The following is a 15,943-nucleotide window of genomic DNA, read 5'->3' as shown; positions in this document are numbered from 1 at the left end:
AGCAGGTTATTTAAGCCATACAAAGATACGCATTTCAATCGTGTCGCGATCAATAAATGCACTCATGCAATTGCCTTTTCGGCATCTTCCATAAACCTGGCCTGAGTTTCCGCCGCATGCTTTATCACGTCGTTTCTTTTAGTAAGCAGCTTACGCATGTATGGCTCCAGCAGGAATTTATCTACTATCTTACCTATCCAGCCAAAAGGTGATCTGAAAATAAATTCGTCGCTCATTACAGTTGCCCTGCCCTTACGTTCAAAAGTATGCAGGTGACGCAACAACTTGAAAGGGCTTTTTACTATTTCATCAATAAAGTACTCGGGCCATCGCATCTCACTTATTCTGATCGTCATCCTGAACTTTAGGCCAAAATGCCTGGCCTCCCAAGTCACCTGATCGTTTAGGTCCATGTGGCCAAATAGCCTGCCTGCTACGGCACGCTCGTCGGTATGCTGCATAGAATTCAGGTGAAGATCTATGCTCCGGGAAAGATCAAAGCAGATATCTGCCGGAGCATTTATATTGGTGGTTAATTTGATGATAGACATTGTATTCGTTTTTGGTTTACTCACCCCCTGCCCCTCTCTCCGCTATTGCGGAAAGAGGGGTGCTATCAGCCGGTGATTTGTTTATTGACTCTCTTTTTAAAACCCTCTTTCCGCAGGCGGAGAGAGGGTCGGCCAGCGCAGCGTTGCCGGGGTGAGTCGGTCGGCGATAGTTCGCAAGTTTACTCACCACCCGTACCCCTCTTTCCGCTGCCGCGCAGAGAGGGGGTGCTGTCAGCGGCATTTGTAGCTTTATAAATTTCAATTTTCTAACCCTCTTCCCGCATAGCGGAGAAAGGGTCGGCCAGCGCAGCGTTTCCGGGGTGAGTCGGCCAGCGATAGTTTGCAAATTTACTCACCCCCGTCCCCCTCTCTGCGCGGCAGCGGAGAGAGGGGGTGCTGTCAGCGGGGTCACTTGTTTTTATGTTCTTGTTCTAAACCTTCTTTCCGCAAAGCGGAGAGAGGGTCGGCCAGCGTAGCGTTGCCGGGGTGAGTCAGTTACACACGCAGGCTTAACAGATCGTGTACAGCGTGTTCTGCCTTACTGTAGGTGAACATATAGCCACTTTGTAACAGCCTTGTCGGCGCTACCCAGCGACTTTTTAGCACCAGTTCCGTTTCTGAACCGATGATGAACATTCCTATTTCAAGCAGCCACTGCGGGGCCGGTAATCCAAATGGTATTCCGTAAGCTTTACGGATAATCCGCATCAGGTCCTTGTTCTTTATTGCCTCCGGAGCAGCGCAGTTAATCACACCATCTAGTTCGGGATGGTCAAATATGTGTGCTGTTACACGTGCAGTATCGTGCTCGTGTATCCATGATACATATTGTTCCCCGTCGCCCTGTTTGCCGCCCAATCCAACTTTTGCCAGGTTAAGCAACCGCGGAAATGCGCCATCGCTCCTGCCCAGTGCAATTGCATGCCGAAGCACCACTTTGCGGGTATTTGGCGTGTTAATACCAAAAAATGCCTTTTCCCATTGTTCACAAACTTCTACAGAAAACCCGGTGCCTATCTCGCCAGTTATCTCATCCTGGGCATGGTCTTCGGCATGGCGGTAAATGGTAGATGATGCCAGGTTGATCCATACCTTGGGTGGATTGTCAAGTTTGCCAATCACCTGCCCCAACAATGTAGTTGGCACCACCCGTGAGCGGACGATCTCTGCTTTGTTCTTTTCGGTATACCTGCAGTTAACGTTTTTGCCGCAGAGGTTAATTAGCATGTCGGCGCCCTCCAGCATAGCGGTCCAGTCACCTTCATTAACTGCGTCCCATACTATCGTCCTGACATTCCCGTCTGTTGCCGCAGGTTTGCGGCTCAGCAAAATAACTTCAGTTGCCAAGGGCTTGTAATAGTTAGCAAGTACGGTACCCAGATAACCGTTACCTCCTGCGAGTACTATCTTATGGTATTTCATATCTGTTTAGTTTAAAATAATCGCCAACAGCGCCAAACGGTATACTACCCAGCTGATGGTGAGCAGCCAGCCTAGCTGCATTAGTTTTGTGCGGCGGATATGCTCTAAAAACATGAGCCCCGCCACTGCTAAAAAGCATAAGGTACATATTAGTGCAGGTAGGCCCAGCAGTTTAGCCACAAGTATTACGGGTAGCAGCAATAACGCGCCTGCAAAAGAGATAGTCATCATGTTACCCAGGTAGTCCCAGCGTTTGGCAGGCGCATACAGGCTGATAACTATACCCTGAAAGACGATCTGCCCGCCACAGATATAGTATTCCCGCAATGGGTCGCCAATGGGTACCAAAGGGGTTAAGTAATGGGCGTATACCGTAAGTATACTGCCCACTAGTAACCATGTAAACAACAAATAAAACAAACGATAACCCAATTTAAAGCTTGGCTGTATGCCATCCTGCGCATGGGTTGCAGGTATAATTACCCTGCGGTTGTAGGATATAAAGGCGTAAACCTTTTTCATGATCCAGATGAATGGAGCAAATGAAAACAATGGATTTAAAAATGGTACACTATTGCCGATAACCTTAAACAAACTTTCTACACCATAACTAACTTCACCGGTGCGGGTGTCAACCAAAGCTATCTCGTTCACTGCACGCTGCCGGTCAACCACGGGGCAAACCTCTGCAGGCATTTGCTGGTAACTGGCCCTGCCGTTGGCATCAAGCATACCGCTGCGTGTGAACGCTTTTGTGTAAGCCTGGCACATGGGGCACTCGGCATCGTAAAGAATGATGTGGTTATTTAAGGTTTTCATGGCTGATGGTTTGCATGCGTTGTGCCAGTGTTAAAGTATGCTGAGCTCTGTTCCTCAGTTTAAAAAAGATAATAAGGTTAAGGAAGTGCATACCGCCAAGAATTAATATGATCCATCCTACTTTATAGCTCAGTACCTCTATTACCATTTGCGTGTTAAGGATATTGTTGGTCTCCTTTAACGCCAGGCTCATGTAGCCGATGTTGACAAGATAAAAACCAACTACCAGGAGTTTGTTCACGCTGTCGGCCAAGTCGTTATTGCCATGGAAAATATCTACCAGGAAAATACGGCCATTCTTGAATAGCACCCTGGCTACCCAAATAGTAAGTAAAATGCTAACCAGTAAATAAACGATGTAGGTAAGGATAAAATAATTCATGACGATTGAAGCTATAGTGAGTAATTTAATTTTCAGTAAAAAATGAAAGAAATTTTTAAAAATAAATGCATTGTGGTGAATGCATGTACAAATGTCTATATAAATATTGAACTTTCAAAATTTATTGAAATTAAATTTATGTTATCTTATCCCCAATGTTACTTATGTGGAATGATATTTGAAATCAGGAGGATATGCAGCCTAAAAACATTCACTTTATTATCAATCCCGCGTCTGGTAAAGAAGAACCCATACTTAGTTACATCAACAATGCCATAAAAGACACCAAAATTGCCTGGCAAGTAACTGTAACCACCCATGAGGACGATATTTATAATACAGCCAAAAAGCTGATCGGGAAAACAGATATAGTAGTTGTTTACGGGGGCGATGGCAGCATAACCAAAGTTGCCAGGGCATTGCAGGGCACTCCTACCCCAATGGGCATTATCCCGGGTGGCACAGCCAACGTTATGTCTAAAGAACTGGGCATACCACAGGATGCTAAAGAGGCTATTGATCTTATTGTTAAAGGAAAATTTAAAGTTGCCGAGATGGACATGGGCGAAGCCAACGGCGACTCGTTCCTGTTACGGATTAATCTCGGCATCATGGCCGACATGATCATTAATGCTGATCCTGCTTTAAAAAGCAAGATAGGCCAGGTAGCATATGGTATAACTGCGGCTAAAACTGCTGCCGCCGCCGAACAGGTAAGCTACAACATGACCATAGACGGAAAAGTAATAACGGAAGAAGGAGTATCATTAACCGTGACAAACGCCGGTAACATGGGTTTTGGCAACGCGAGCCTGGTTGAAGGCATCAGTATATTTGACGGATGGCTGGATGTAGTACTGCTCACCAGTGCCGATCCGCTCTCGTTATTGCAGGCGGCAGGTACAGCTTTCCTGAACATAGATACTGATGTAGTAAAACACTGGAGGGCGAAAGAAGTAACAATCCGGTTAAACAAACCTACTTCCTATATATGTGACGATTGTGAGGAAAAAGCGCAGAAGATTGAAATAAAACTGCTGCCGAAAGCGCTGAAGGTGCTGGTACCATCTGAAAAGAACAAATAGATGCTGGAAAAAGTTAAAAGCACGTGGCTGATTGTTGTGATTTTTCTGGAAAAGATGATCGACATTATGCATCGGTATATATTTGGCTTGCCTAACGTTAAACGCAGCCAGATAACGGCCAATCTTTTTCTTGGAAGTCAGTATAATTTGGTTGGGTTAAAAAAGCTTAAAGCACTTGGGGTAACCGCTATAGTAAACATGCGCATCCATTCGGTCTATACAGAAGCCCAATACGAAGGTTTTAAATACCTGCACCTCCCTACGATTGATAATACTCCGCCAGACCTCGACATGCTGATGAAAGGCGCAAGTTTTATAGAGAACGAAATTAAAGCCGGTGGCAAAGTTTATGTACACTGCAGGCAGGGACTTGGCCGCGGGCCTACCATGGCTATTGCTTACCTTATAAAAGCCGGAGCCACCTATGAGGATGCGTTTAAACTGGTACAGAGCGTACGGCGATTTATAAACCCCAGGCCGGGGCAGCGCGAACGCTTGAAAGAACTGGAGCGTGTATGCCGCTTAACTAAAAGCGGTACAAAATCTTAATTCCTACTGCGGCAGTTTAACCTTGTATACTGCGTACGGATAAGCGACTTTATCCTCTCCACTATTATACTTAGGTAACCTGTTCATCTGCGAGGCGCTGAAGTAAAGAAACCCATCATTACCAATGCCGAAAGAGTCTGGCCAAATGATACGGTCGTCCTGTACCAGCATGTGCAGCTTTTTATCCGGCGAAAGATATTGGATAGCATGATTTGGTGAATCGCTCAGGTAAACATTTCCTAACTGGTCGCTTATCATGCCGTGACAAATACCCGTTTCCGCAGCTAGCTCAACTTTTTTGGACAGAACTGCATCTGATAACTTTATGTTTGTCAGCAGGTCTGTTGCTATTCTGTAAAGCTTGGTTTGATTGATGGCTCGAAAATAAAAGTATTTATAGTCGCGGCTGAGCGCAATGCCGTTCACGTTAGAAACAAAAGGGTTTCCCTGAGCATCCACCACATCTTTACCATCCAGGTGCAGCTTCAGGCCAGGCTTTGCAAGGGTTGCTTTATCGTCCTGCAGCACTACCCGGCTCTTACCTGTATTCAGGTCCAGCACAATTATTGCGTGCAGACCGGGGTCAGATAAATAAGCCAGCTCACGGCTGTTGTCAACGCAAACGTCGTTAAGCGCACTTTTATCTTTAGGCAGATCATCAAAGGTATAAATGCGCTTTATAGCATTGTCATCAAGGCTTATCTTCATCAGCTTAAATTGCCCTTGCTTCGCTTTTGAGTTCCCTATTACAGCGGCACCGCCGGCCGGTGCAGAATCCAGCACCCATAAACAGTTACGGTCATCAGCATACAGGTCTTGTACGTTAACGAAGTGCGCATCCGGATTGTCAAGTACATGATGGTTCCATGCGGTGTCTGGATAAGGAACTCTTTTCCCATCCACTATTTCGGTAAGCCCGTACAAAAAGGGCTCATGATACGGAAACGACACGAACAGGCGGTTGCTTGATGGCGCAACAGTTACGCCGATTGGTTGGTTCTGGCCGAACGATGCCACTTCTATCAGCTTTTCGCTTTTTTGTGCCAAGGCAGGTAAGGAAAACAAGCTTATCATCAAAATAACTGGGGCAATGTGTTTCATTTAGATACTTAATAACGTTTAACTGCAAATGGTTTCTCTTTTTTTTAGCGATGATTATACTACACGTTAAATGATGGCGAAAAATAATTTTAACTGCACCCTGCTCCTTAAAATTTACTTGTTAAAATTGCGTTGTTTATTTTTATCGGTGCAGTTATGATTTAGCGGCATAAATTTCCATATTTACCCAATGTTCAGCAGTATAAGAAACCGGTTCCTCAGATATCTGATCATCTTTATATATTTTGTTATCATCTTTTTCTGTGCCATTGAGTTAAACTTTTTGTGGCTCTTCGGTTACTCGCCGGACATGAACGATATAAAGACACCTGTGCTCTCCCTCTCATCGGAGGTTTACACTGCTGACGGCAAACTAATCGGCCGCTTTTACAAGGAAAATCGTTCACCGGTAGATTATAAAGGCATCTCCCCTAACCTCATAAATGCGCTGGTAGCAACAGAAGATGCCCGTTTTTACAAGCATCATGGGGTAGATTTCTATGGCTTTATGACCGGCATGCTCTCTACCGCAAAAGGTGACAGACGCGGTGCCAGTACCATTACACAGCAGTTAGCAAAAAACCTCTTTAACACACGTAAACGCAAATCACAGGGTGTAATAAGGCATATACCGATACTTAAGACGGTAGTTTTCAAGTTTAAAGAATGGCTTACCGCCTTTAAAATAGAACATGTTTACAGTAAAGAACAGATTCTCACTATGTACTTTAACACTGTTCCGTTTGGTAATAATTCATACGGTATTAAAACGGCTACTTTAAAGTACTTCAACACCACTCCGGACAAGGTTACACCAGCGCAGTCCGCTACACTGGTGGGCATGCTAAAGGCCACTTCTACGTACAACCCGGTTAGTCATCCGGACCGTGCTTTAGACCGCCGCAACATTGTACTGGGGCAAATGCTTAAGTATGAATTTCTGAAGAAACCAGATTACGACAATTACAGCAAACAACCGTTGGCGCTCGATTTGAGCTATGTTGACAACAGCGGACAAGGCGACTCGTACATACGCCGGGCTGTTGAAAAGTGGCTGGATAAGTGGTGCAAGGATAACAACTATGACCTCTACGAAGACGGGCTGAAAATATACACTACTATTGACAGCAAACTACAGCAATATGCCGAAGAAGCAGTGGCTGATAAGATGAAAATGCTTCAGCGCCGCTTTAATAACCTATGGGGCAATAAAAACCCATGGCGCGACAGCAAAGGTGTTGAGATAAAAGACTTTTTGCTGAAAGCAGAACAACGCTTACCTATATATAAGCTGCTAACTAAAAAGTACAAAGGTGATACTGTAGAGATCAACAAGTACTTTAATGCCAAAAAGCGCATGACCGTTTTCACCTGGAAGGGTGATCAGGACACCACATTTTCCAGCGCAGACTCTATTAAATACTACACCAAGATACTGAATACCGGTATGATGACCATGGAGCCATCTACAGGTAAAATTAAGGTTTGGGTTGGCGGTATCGATCATCAGTACTTTAGTTACGATCACGTAAATCAGGCAAAACGCCAAGCAGGTTCTACATTTAAACCTTTCGCTTACGTTACCGCGTTAGATAATGGCTTTACCCCTTGCGACAAGTTTACCGACAAGCCGGTAAGCATCAAATTTAAAGACGAAGGCAAAGATGATATATGGGAACCAAACAATGCCGACTTTCACTTCTCTTACCGCGAAATGACGCTGCGTTGGGCAATGGGAAAATCGGTAAACTCCATTACAGCGCAACTTACCGAGCACGTTGGCTGGGATAAGATTGTGCAATACGCGCATAAACTGGGTATCGAAAGTCCGCTAAAATCCGTACCATCGGTATCGTTAGGATCTAACGATGTTTCGGTGTACGAGATGGTAAGAGCCTACAGCACCTTTTTAAATAAGGGAAAAAAGGTTGACCCGTTGCTGGTAACCAAAATAACTGATCAGCGCGGCGAACTGATTCAACAGTTTGACCTGAAAGAGGAACAAGTGCTGAGCCCTGAAACGGCATGGCTAATGCTCTATATGTTCCGCGGCGGTATGGAAGAACCAGGCGGCACATCTCAGGCGCTTTGGGAGTACCCTGGTTTATGGAAAAAGGATAACCAGATAGGCGGCAAAACCGGCACCTCGAGCGACTACGTTGATGGGTGGTATATGGGTATAACAAAAGACCTGGTTACAGGTATTTGGGTGGGTGCGGATGACCGTAGCGTACATTTTACCACGTCTGAAACCGGTGAAGGATCGCACACGGCACTACCAATCTTCGGCGAGTTTATGGAAAAAGTCTACGCAGATGCAAAAACCGGCTATAGCTATGGGCCGTTTCCTAAACCCTGGGTGAAGATCACCAAGGAGTATATGTGCCCTACGCCGCATTACGCTGAGGCGGATACCGCATCGACCGACAGTACTCAAATGCCTGTGGACACATCGACCGTTATACAGGCCCCGGCGACCGAAGAAGCCCCGGAGAACAATCCGCCGCCAGGTAACAAATAACTAGAATAAGGATACTTATACAAACATCCTTTAATTATATTAGTACGTATTGTAATAGCTTATGAATAAACGCTACTCCCTCAGTATTAAGCTTCCTGTTATTTTACTTTGTATGGTTGCGGCTTTGCTGTTTAACCATCAGCAAGCTAAAGCACAATATTTTGGGCAAAATAAGGTCCGCTACAAAAACCTCAAGTTTAAGGTTTACAAAACGCCTCACTTCGAGATTTACTATTACATTAAAAACGACAGCTTACTTAAGCGCTTTGCCCAGGAAAGCGAGCTTTGGTACACGTTACACCAACAAGTTTTCAGGGACACCTTTAACAAGCCAAACCCTATTATTGTATACGCCAATCACCCCGATTTTCAGCAAACCACAGCTATAGATGGCGAGATAGGCGTTGGTACCGGCGGTGTTACCGAAGGCCTTAAGAACAGGGTGGTGATGCCATTTATGGAAACTAACCAAACCACGCGACACGTGCTTGGCCACGAGTTGGTACATGCTTTTCAATACCATACGTTGCTTGGTCATGACTCCTCAAGTTTTGAAAACATCGGCAATTTACCGTTGTGGATGATTGAAGGTATGGCAGAATATCTGTCTATCGGTAAAAAGGATGCGTATACCGCAATGTGGATGCGGGACGCTTATCTCAACCACGACATCCCTACTGTAGAGGCTTTAACCAATAGCAGTAAGTATTTCCCTTATAGGTATGGTGAAGCTTTTTGGTCATTTCTTGGTTCCACTTACGGAGACACCATCATTGTGCCTTTTTTCAAGAACACCGCTCGTTTCGGGTTGGAATATGGCATAAGGCGAACGTTTGGATATGATCATAAAACGCTCTCGCGACTGTGGAAGAACTCTATTGAGAATACTTACAAACCATACCTTAAGGACACCGTACAAAAACCTGTCGGTTTAAGGGTAATAGATGATAAGGTTGGCGGCGACCTTACCGTTGCACCTGCAGTAAGTCCGGATGGTAAGTACATTGCCTTCCTCTCTTCAAAAAGCTTATTCAGTATTGATCTCTATTTGTCTGATGCACGAACGGGGCGCATAATAACCCGGCTCACCAGCAAAACGGCCAATTCACATGTTGATGAGTTTAACTTTATAGAATCGGCCGGTGCATGGTCACCGGACGGGAAACGGTTTGCATTCAGCGTATTTAGTAAAGGACGCAATCGTATGCTGGTCGTTTCTGTTCCGGATGGGCGCATACTGAATGATATCTCCATGGGCAAAGCCGAGCAGTTTAGCAACCTTACCTGGTCTCCGGACGGCAAAAATGTTGCCTTCCAGGGGTTGTCAGAAGGGCAAAGCGATCTGTACATGTATAATTTCGATACGAAGTCAGTAAGACAACTTACCAATGATAAATTTTCAGATTACCAGCCAAGCTTCTCCAGGGATGGCAGAAAGATCATCTTCAGCAGCGATCGTACAACTTATGACAAAGTGCTATCGCAGGAGATCACCTTTAATTTGGCAGAACTTGACCTCGCAAGTGGTAAGGTAACAGACATCAACGTTTTCAACCACGCCAATAACCTCAACCCTATTTACTCTGCTGATGGTACGCAGGTATTTTTCCTGAGCAACCGCGATGGCTTCCGCAATATGTACCGCTACACTTTATCATCAGGGAAGCTGGAGCAAATGACAGACCTGTTCACAGGCATTTGCGGTATTACCGAGTATTCTCCCGCGCTAAGCGTATCTGCTAATGACGACGTGGTTTATTCTTATTACCGTGCACAAAAATACAGCATCTATAACGCAAAAGCGTCGGAGTTTAAACCTGTGGTGGTTGATCCCGGAGCAACCAATTTCGAAGTAGCAATGCTGCCGCCAACACGTGCTGTTGGTGTAGATTTGATAAATTCCAACCTGAATAATTACTTGGCTTATCCTAAGATCTCTACAGATTCTATCACCAGCATTGCTTATAAGCCTAAGTTCAAAATGGATTATCTGGCAAGTAATGGAATTGGTGCTTCAGTAGGTTCGTATGGTACAGGCCTGTCAAGTGGTGTACAGGGTGTTTTTAGCGATATACTTGGCCGGAACCAAATCTATGCAGGTGCGGCGGTGAACGGCGAAGTTTATGATTTTGGCGGACAAGTAGTTTATATTAATCAGCAAGGCAGATGGAACTTTGGCATTGGCGCCTCTCATATACCTTATCAATCCGGCACTTACGGTGTAAGCCAAACCACCAGGCAGTACAACGGGCAAACCGTTAATGTGTTAGACCAGCATACCGATATTATAAGAACTTTTGAAGACGCGTTCCAATTATTTACCTCCTACCCTATATCTCGTTCTACACGTGTAGAGCTTGGTACAGGCGCCTCTCGTTATAGCTACCGGGTAGACAGGTATAGCACCTACTACCCTTATGATTCTACGGGGGTTGTATATAACGCCATAGACTTTGAAAAACATAAGATCTCGCGCGAACAGTTCAGAGGCGAAACCGGCTATGATCTTGTTCCGTTTACTACCTACCAGGTAAGCACGGCGCTGGTTGGCGATAACTCAGACTTTGGTATAGCTGCGCCGCTAAATGGTTACCGCTACCGTATAGAAGCTCAATACAATCTGGGTACATACAAGTTTTTTGCGCCTACTATAGACCTCCGCAAATACGTACGCGTACAACCTGTAACTTTTGCTGCGAGATTGTACGGCTATGGACGTTTGGGTGATGAGGCGAGAGGACTCTATCCCCTGTTTGTTGGCTATCCGTTTCTGATACGAGGGTACGAAGCGCAAACCTTTTACAATTCAGGACGCGTTAGCACCAACAATTTCACTATCGATCAACTATCCGGCAGCCGTATAGCAGTAGCAAACTTTGAAATGAGGCTGCCATTTACCGGTCCCGAAAAGTTGTCAGTTATTAAATCCAAGTTCTTATTCTCTGACCTGAACATATTCTTTGATGCAGGTTTGGCCTGGAACAAAGGTGATAAGGTACAGTTCAAAAGTAATCCTGAGCTGCTGAGGGTAGCCCCTGTGGTTGATCAGAACGGCGCTCCTGTGATAGATCCCACAACGGGCAACCAGGCAGTAAGTGCGGTATATAGCCGTGTTCCGGCATTAAGTGCAGGTATATCACTAAGGGTAAACTTCTTCGGATATTTTGTACTGGAGCCATACTACGCATTTCCGTTCAATCGTACCGATGTTAAAAAACCCGTATTTGGTTTAACCTTCGCGCCGGGCTGGTAACCTCTTTATGTAAATAAATTGGAGGATTGGCTAACGCTGATCCTTTTTTATTTTAAAGATTCTAACGCAGTGTAAGGAATTGTGCGATTAAACGACCAATTCATGACAATCGAATTAACATCAAATTCGTAACTTAATAAAATTGGACATCAGTGTCCATCATCAATCAGAAAAATAAATGAAAAAGTCAATTTTAGCCGTACTTATGGTAAGCATCTTTGGGCTTATCAGCTGTGAGAATACAAACGGGCAAGCGAAAAAGCAACAGGCCAACAGGCCGAAGAGCAAACCTGCTGCAGAGTGGAAAAAAACACTAACACCAAACCAGTACAATATAATGGTGGAGAGTGGCACAGAACCGCCTTATAAGAATGCTTATTACAACAACCACGAAAAAGGTGTTTACGTAAGCGCTGCTACCGGCGATGTCTTATTTACATCTGACGATAAGTTTGACAGTGGAACGGGTTGGCCAAGTTTTGTTAAACCGGTTGACCCCAGCAAAGTAGAAATAGTACGCGATAACAGCTATGGCATGTCTCGCAATGAAGTAATTGAGAAGAGCACAGGTTTGCACCTTGGACATGTGTTTGACGATGGCCCTGCCAACCGCGGCGGCAAACGTTACTGCATGAACTCCGGCGCGTTAAAGTTTATTAAAAAGTAACCAGCCTGCGAGAAGGTTGAATAGAAGGCCGTCCGTAAAAAGCGGATGGCCTTGTTTTTACCCCGCTTTCGTAGTTTAAACCTATTGTAAGATCCACCCAGTCGGTATTAACCGCCCTTATCATTTTCTCTTTTTGCGGCCTTGTATAAGTGCTCACTTGTTTAAAGCGCTCCATGGCCTGCTCCTCGGTATTAATCTCTTCAAAATAAACCAACCGGTTTAACTGCTGCGCGCTGTCAAAAAATAATGTCGGCATTTCGCTGTAGAACTTAATGGTTTTCAGCAGGTCTGTGCACATTCCTACATGTAAGTTCTTACGGTTCCTGTCAGTGATGATATAAACAAACCTCTTCATTTGATAAAAAATTTTGCCGGTTAAAAAATAATTACTAATTTTATGAGCATAAAAATACTAACTATTTTAGCAAAAGCAAATTTTTATGTCAAAAATTTCATCAAATATTAAATTCCTCCGCAAAAAGAAGGGATTAACACAACAGCAGTTCGCTGATCAGGTAGGCATAAAACGTTCTTTAGTAGGTGCTTACGAAGAAGAACGTGCTGAACCAAAGTATGAACTACTAAAATCATTAGCACTATTTTTTGACATATCAATTGATGATTTTATCAACGAAACTATAGATGAAAAGTGGGCACCCAAGCCAAAAGGCAACCCAGCAAACCTTAGGGTGCTAAGTATTTCGGTAGATAAAGAGGATAATGAAAATATAGAAATGGTACCAATGAAAGCGAGTGCAGGGTATCTTAACGGGTATGCTGATCCGGAATATGTTGCCGCCCTGCCTAAATTTTATCTGCCCATGTTTAAAAATGGCACATTCCGTGCTTTCGAGATCAAAGGTGATTCTATGCTGCCGCTTCCATCCGGTTCTGTTATAATAGCGGAGTACCTGGAGAACTGGGCCGATGTTAAAGCGGGAGAAACCTATATAGTAGTTTCTAAAACTGAGGGTATTGTTTACAAACGTGCCGGCAACAAGTTTAAAGAGAACAAAAAACTAAAGCTGATATCTGATAACCCGGTTTACGATCCTTATGAAATAAGCGGCGAGGATATACTGGAGATATGGAAAGCAAAAGCGTTTTTATCTACCCAGTTGCCAGAGCCAACCCCGGAACCAACTATGGAAAGCCTTACCAGCATGATGGCGCAAATGCAACGCTCAATAGCCGGCTTGCAAACCAAGAACTAATTTTTTTAGTTGATCTTTTACGATCATTAGGCAAACCAGTGGTTAGCAACAATTAAGTTACAAGGTTGTAATTAAACTAATGCTATCTACCTTTATCAAAACATCAATAAACTAAAAAGAAAAATAATGAAAAAACTTATGTTGATCTGCTGCTTCCTTGTTGGGATCACAGCAGTAAGCCGCGCGCAGGGTGGTATGAGAATGACTGCAGCTGATCGTGTTAAAGCGATGAAAGAGTCGTTAAAATTAACCGATGACCAGGTGACCAAAATCACGGCGATCTACGAAGGCCAAACTAAACAAATGGACAGCTTGCGCAACGCAGGTGCCGACAGGTCGGCTTTCCGTCCTATGATGCAGGCTACTAACGATAAAGTAAAAGCGGTGTTAACTGCAGAACAAGCTGCTGCATGGCAGAAAGAAATGGACGAGCGCCGTGCACGTATGCAAAACGGCGGCGGTGCCCCACCACAGAAATAAGTCTGTATAATAATATAAAAGAGCGGCCTTAAGCCGCTTTTTTTATTTTAGCAGAAATTTTAAAGCCTTTGGATAAAGCACACCAATTTCTTGCCGATAAGCTAAACGAACGTAAAGACGCTGGTATGTACCGGATTTTAAAACCGGAGAACAACCTGATAGATGTTTGTTCTAACGACTACCTTGGCTTTGCACGTTCACATAAAATGAGAGACGCCATTTTAATGGAAGTAAACGCTCATGTGCAGAGCTTAAATGGATCTACCGGTTCAAGGTTATTGTCCGGCAACACGACCTACGCTGAAGGCCTGGAGAAAGAGATAGCAAATTGGCATAACGCAGAAGCTGGACTTTTATTTAATTCCGGCTACGACGCCAATATCGGCCTGTTTTCATCAGTGCCGCAAAAAGGCGATACAATCATCTGTGATGAACTGATACATGCATCCATCATAGATGGCGCGCGCCTGAGCTACGCTAACCGGTACAGCTTTAAACACAATGATTTGGAAAGCCTGGAGGCAAAGCTCAAAGCAGCTAAAGGCAACTGCTACGTCGTAATAGAAAGTGTATACTCCATGGATGGCGACACACCGCCTATTCTTCAAATACAGGAGCTAACCGCTAAATATGGTGCAAACCTGATTATTGACGAGGCGCACGCTGTTGGCTTATACCCGAGAGGTTTAATTGCAGAACTTGGCGTACAGGATAAGGTATTTGCCAGGGTGGTTACCTTCGGCAAGGCGCTCGGCTGCCATGGCGCAATGGTATTAGGTAGTGAAACACTCCGCAACTTTCTTGTCAATTTCGCAAGGTCTTTTATTTATACTACTGCTGCTTCGTTTCATCAGCTGGCTTCTGTAAAGATCGCCTATCAAATGTTGACCACGGCGGATGTTCTTATAGCACCGCTGAAACAAAATATAGCTACATTTAAAAATGGTATAGCCGAAAGCAAAAGCTTTCCACTTCTGCCTAGCTCCAGCGCCATCCAGTGTATCGTACTCAACAGTAACGAAAAAGCGCGCGAAGTAGCTGGTGCGTTACAGGAGGCAGGTTTTGATGCACGGCCAATACTCAGTCCAACCGTTCCGAAAGGTTTGGAAAGGATCAGAATATGTCTTCACTCCTTTAACACTACACAGGAGATACAACTACTCACATCAACGATAAATAGTTTATTAGATGAATGATAAACCGCTTTTTATAACAGGTATAGGCACAGGAATTGGTAAAACATTGGTATCAGCAATACTAGTGGAAAAACTAAAAGCCGATTATTGGAAACCTGTACAATCAGGAGACCTGGACAACTCTGATACAATGAAGGTGCGCAGTTTGGTGACGAATACGCAATCTTATTTTCATGAGGAAGCTTATCGGTTAACTCAGCCCTATTCGCCGCATAAGTCTGCGTTATTAGATGGTATCGCTATTGATGAGCATAAGCTGTTAAAGCCTTCAACAACCAACAAGTTACTGATTGAAGGTGCCGGCGGATTAATGGTACCATTGAACGATCATTTCCTGTTGGTTGATCTTATCAAAGCCCTTGAAGCCGAAGTTGTGCTGGTCTCTCAAAACTACCTTGGCAGTATTAACCATACGCTGTTGTCGATAGAATTCCTCAGGGCTCGGAGCATCCCGATTAAAGGCATCATCTTTAACGGCGAACCAAATACCTCATCTGAGGAATACATCATTAAATATTCGGGCCTTGGTTGCATAGGGCAAATCCCTACGTTAGCAAATATTGACAAGGCTACAGTAGCAGCGGCTGGTAGCAACATCAATCTAGATTAATATACGTCACCAGCTATTTCGCATTAAAAGTTTCAGAGGACAACTAGCAATATGTGCCCTGATATTGTAAGTTTGCGAACATAGTAAACCAAT

Annotated in this window: 15 protein-coding genes; 9 read left to right on the top strand and 6 right to left on the bottom strand. The window is 44.3% G+C overall.

Annotation, left to right across the window (positions count from 1 at the left end; all coding sequences use genetic code 11):
• Nucleotides 1–62: 62 nt before the first annotated feature.
• The 4 genes from DYU05_RS02945 to DYU05_RS02925 all read right to left on the bottom strand — a co-directional run bounded on the left by DYU05_RS02945 (nt 63) and on the right by DYU05_RS02925 (nt 3,174).
• A complete protein-coding gene (locus DYU05_RS02945) occupies nt 63–551 on the bottom strand; it encodes an SRPBCC family protein (protein ID WP_117381477.1) in 489 nt (162 codons plus the stop codon).
• Between the two features lie 495 nt (nt 552–1,046).
• Nucleotides 1,047–1,973, bottom strand: a complete 927-nt coding sequence (locus tag DYU05_RS02935) for a TIGR01777 family oxidoreductase (protein WP_117381474.1) — start codon at nt 1,971–1,973, stop codon at nt 1,047–1,049.
• 6 nt (nt 1,974–1,979) lie between these two features.
• The gene (locus DYU05_RS02930) at nt 1,980–2,792 is read right to left on the bottom strand and encodes a DCC1-like thiol-disulfide oxidoreductase family protein (RefSeq protein ID WP_117381473.1); all 813 of its coding nucleotides are present in this window, start codon (nt 2,790–2,792) and stop codon (nt 1,980–1,982) included.
• Nucleotides 2,776–3,174, bottom strand: a complete 399-nt coding sequence (locus DYU05_RS02925; RefSeq protein WP_117381472.1) for a hypothetical protein — start codon at nt 3,172–3,174, stop codon at nt 2,776–2,778. The genes DYU05_RS02930 and DYU05_RS02925 overlap by 17 nt, the downstream gene beginning before the upstream one ends.
• A gap of 194 nt (nt 3,175–3,368) precedes the next feature.
• Between DYU05_RS02925 and DYU05_RS02920 the strand changes: the two genes are divergently transcribed.
• A complete protein-coding gene (locus tag DYU05_RS02920; protein WP_117381470.1) occupies nt 3,369–4,259 on the top strand; it encodes a diacylglycerol/lipid kinase family protein in 891 nt (296 codons plus the stop codon).
• Nucleotides 4,260–4,808 carry a dual specificity protein phosphatase family protein gene (locus tag DYU05_RS02915; protein WP_117381469.1) on the top strand — a complete coding sequence of 183 codons (549 nt, stop codon included), beginning with the start codon at nt 4,260–4,262 and terminating at the stop codon, nt 4,806–4,808.
• Nucleotides 4,809–4,811: 3 nt separating this feature from the next.
• Here DYU05_RS02915 and DYU05_RS02910 read toward each other — a convergent pair whose 3' ends face one another.
• Complete coding sequence (locus tag DYU05_RS02910; protein ID WP_165851984.1) at nt 4,812–5,909, bottom strand: SMP-30/gluconolactonase/LRE family protein; 1,098 nt, start codon at nt 5,907–5,909, stop codon at nt 4,812–4,814.
• Between the two features lie 190 nt (nt 5,910–6,099).
• Between DYU05_RS02910 and DYU05_RS02905 the strand changes: the two genes are divergently transcribed.
• The 3 genes from DYU05_RS02905 to msrB all read left to right on the top strand — a co-directional run bounded on the left by DYU05_RS02905 (nt 6,100) and on the right by msrB (nt 12,350).
• Complete coding sequence (locus DYU05_RS02905; protein WP_117381468.1) at nt 6,100–8,430, top strand: penicillin-binding protein 1A; 2,331 nt, start codon at nt 6,100–6,102, stop codon at nt 8,428–8,430.
• Nucleotides 8,431–8,491: 61 nt separating this feature from the next.
• Nucleotides 8,492–11,683 (top strand): DPP IV N-terminal domain-containing protein, encoded by a 3,192-nt coding sequence (locus tag DYU05_RS02900; RefSeq protein WP_117381467.1) that lies wholly within the window; start codon nt 8,492–8,494, stop codon nt 11,681–11,683.
• A gap of 178 nt (nt 11,684–11,861) precedes the next feature.
• A complete protein-coding gene (gene msrB, locus DYU05_RS02895) occupies nt 11,862–12,350 on the top strand; it encodes a peptide-methionine (R)-S-oxide reductase MsrB (protein WP_205771774.1) in 489 nt (162 codons plus the stop codon).
• Here msrB and DYU05_RS02890 read toward each other — a convergent pair.
• Nucleotides 12,340–12,705: a GIY-YIG nuclease family protein gene (locus DYU05_RS02890; RefSeq protein WP_117381466.1), complete on the bottom strand. Its 366-nt coding sequence runs from the start codon at nt 12,703–12,705 to the stop codon at nt 12,340–12,342. The genes msrB and DYU05_RS02890 overlap by 11 nt on opposite strands.
• A gap of 85 nt (nt 12,706–12,790) precedes the next feature.
• Between DYU05_RS02890 and DYU05_RS02885 the strand changes: the two genes are divergently transcribed.
• The 4 genes from DYU05_RS02885 to bioD all read left to right on the top strand — a co-directional run bounded on the left by DYU05_RS02885 (nt 12,791) and on the right by bioD (nt 15,850).
• Complete coding sequence (locus DYU05_RS02885) at nt 12,791–13,564, top strand: XRE family transcriptional regulator (RefSeq protein ID WP_117381465.1); 774 nt, start codon at nt 12,791–12,793, stop codon at nt 13,562–13,564.
• A 126-nt stretch (nt 13,565–13,690) separates the two neighbouring features.
• Nucleotides 13,691–14,044: a Spy/CpxP family protein refolding chaperone gene (locus DYU05_RS02880; protein ID WP_117381464.1), complete on the top strand. Its 354-nt coding sequence runs from the start codon at nt 13,691–13,693 to the stop codon at nt 14,042–14,044.
• Between the two features lie 68 nt (nt 14,045–14,112).
• Nucleotides 14,113–15,240, top strand: a complete 1,128-nt coding sequence (locus DYU05_RS02875) for an aminotransferase class I/II-fold pyridoxal phosphate-dependent enzyme (RefSeq protein WP_235853939.1) — start codon at nt 14,113–14,115, stop codon at nt 15,238–15,240.
• Nucleotides 15,233–15,850 (top strand): dethiobiotin synthase, encoded by a 618-nt coding sequence (bioD, locus tag DYU05_RS02870; RefSeq protein ID WP_117381463.1) that lies wholly within the window; start codon nt 15,233–15,235, stop codon nt 15,848–15,850. Before DYU05_RS02875 ends, bioD begins: the two co-directional genes overlap by 8 nt.
• Nucleotides 15,851–15,943: the final 93 nt, after the last annotated feature.

The sequence above is a fragment of the Mucilaginibacter terrenus genome, assembly GCF_003432065.1.
Classification (GTDB): Bacteria; Bacteroidota; Bacteroidia; order Sphingobacteriales; family Sphingobacteriaceae; genus Mucilaginibacter; species Mucilaginibacter terrenus.
Note: the sequence above shows the minus strand (reverse complement) of the source record. Positions and strands in the feature narration are given on the sequence as shown.

Bases quoted from the DNA above. Each gene is read 5' to 3' on its own strand.
- DYU05_RS02900 (WP_117381467.1), top strand. From the start codon at position 8,492: ATGAATAAACGCTACTCCCTCAGTATTAAGCTTCCTGTTATTTTACTT.
- DYU05_RS02920 (WP_117381470.1), top strand. From the start codon at position 3,369: ATGCAGCCTAAAAACATTCACTTTATTATCAATCCCGCGTCTGGTAAA.
- DYU05_RS02935 (WP_117381474.1), bottom strand. From the start codon at position 1,973: ATGAAATACCATAAGATAGTACTCGCAGGAGGTAACGGTTATCTGGGT.
- msrB (WP_205771774.1), top strand. From the start codon at position 11,862: ATGAAAAAGTCAATTTTAGCCGTACTTATGGTAAGCATCTTTGGGCTT.
- DYU05_RS02930 (WP_117381473.1), bottom strand. From the start codon at position 2,792: ATGAAAACCTTAAATAACCACATCATTCTTTACGATGCCGAGTGCCCC.
- DYU05_RS02890 (WP_117381466.1), bottom strand. From the start codon at position 12,705: ATGAAGAGGTTTGTTTATATCATCACTGACAGGAACCGTAAGAACTTA.
- DYU05_RS02915 (WP_117381469.1), top strand. From the start codon at position 4,260: ATGCTGGAAAAAGTTAAAAGCACGTGGCTGATTGTTGTGATTTTTCTG.
- DYU05_RS02880 (WP_117381464.1), top strand. From the start codon at position 13,691: ATGAAAAAACTTATGTTGATCTGCTGCTTCCTTGTTGGGATCACAGCA.
- DYU05_RS02945 (WP_117381477.1), bottom strand. From the start codon at position 551: ATGTCTATCATCAAATTAACCACCAATATAAATGCTCCGGCAGATATC.
- DYU05_RS02925 (WP_117381472.1), bottom strand. From the start codon at position 3,174: ATGAATTATTTTATCCTTACCTACATCGTTTATTTACTGGTTAGCATT.
- DYU05_RS02905 (WP_117381468.1), top strand. From the start codon at position 6,100: ATGTTCAGCAGTATAAGAAACCGGTTCCTCAGATATCTGATCATCTTT.
- DYU05_RS02910 (WP_165851984.1), bottom strand. From the start codon at position 5,909: ATGAAACACATTGCCCCAGTTATTTTGATGATAAGCTTGTTTTCCTTA.
- bioD (WP_117381463.1), top strand. From the start codon at position 15,233: ATGAATGATAAACCGCTTTTTATAACAGGTATAGGCACAGGAATTGGT.
- DYU05_RS02885 (WP_117381465.1), top strand. From the start codon at position 12,791: ATGTCAAAAATTTCATCAAATATTAAATTCCTCCGCAAAAAGAAGGGA.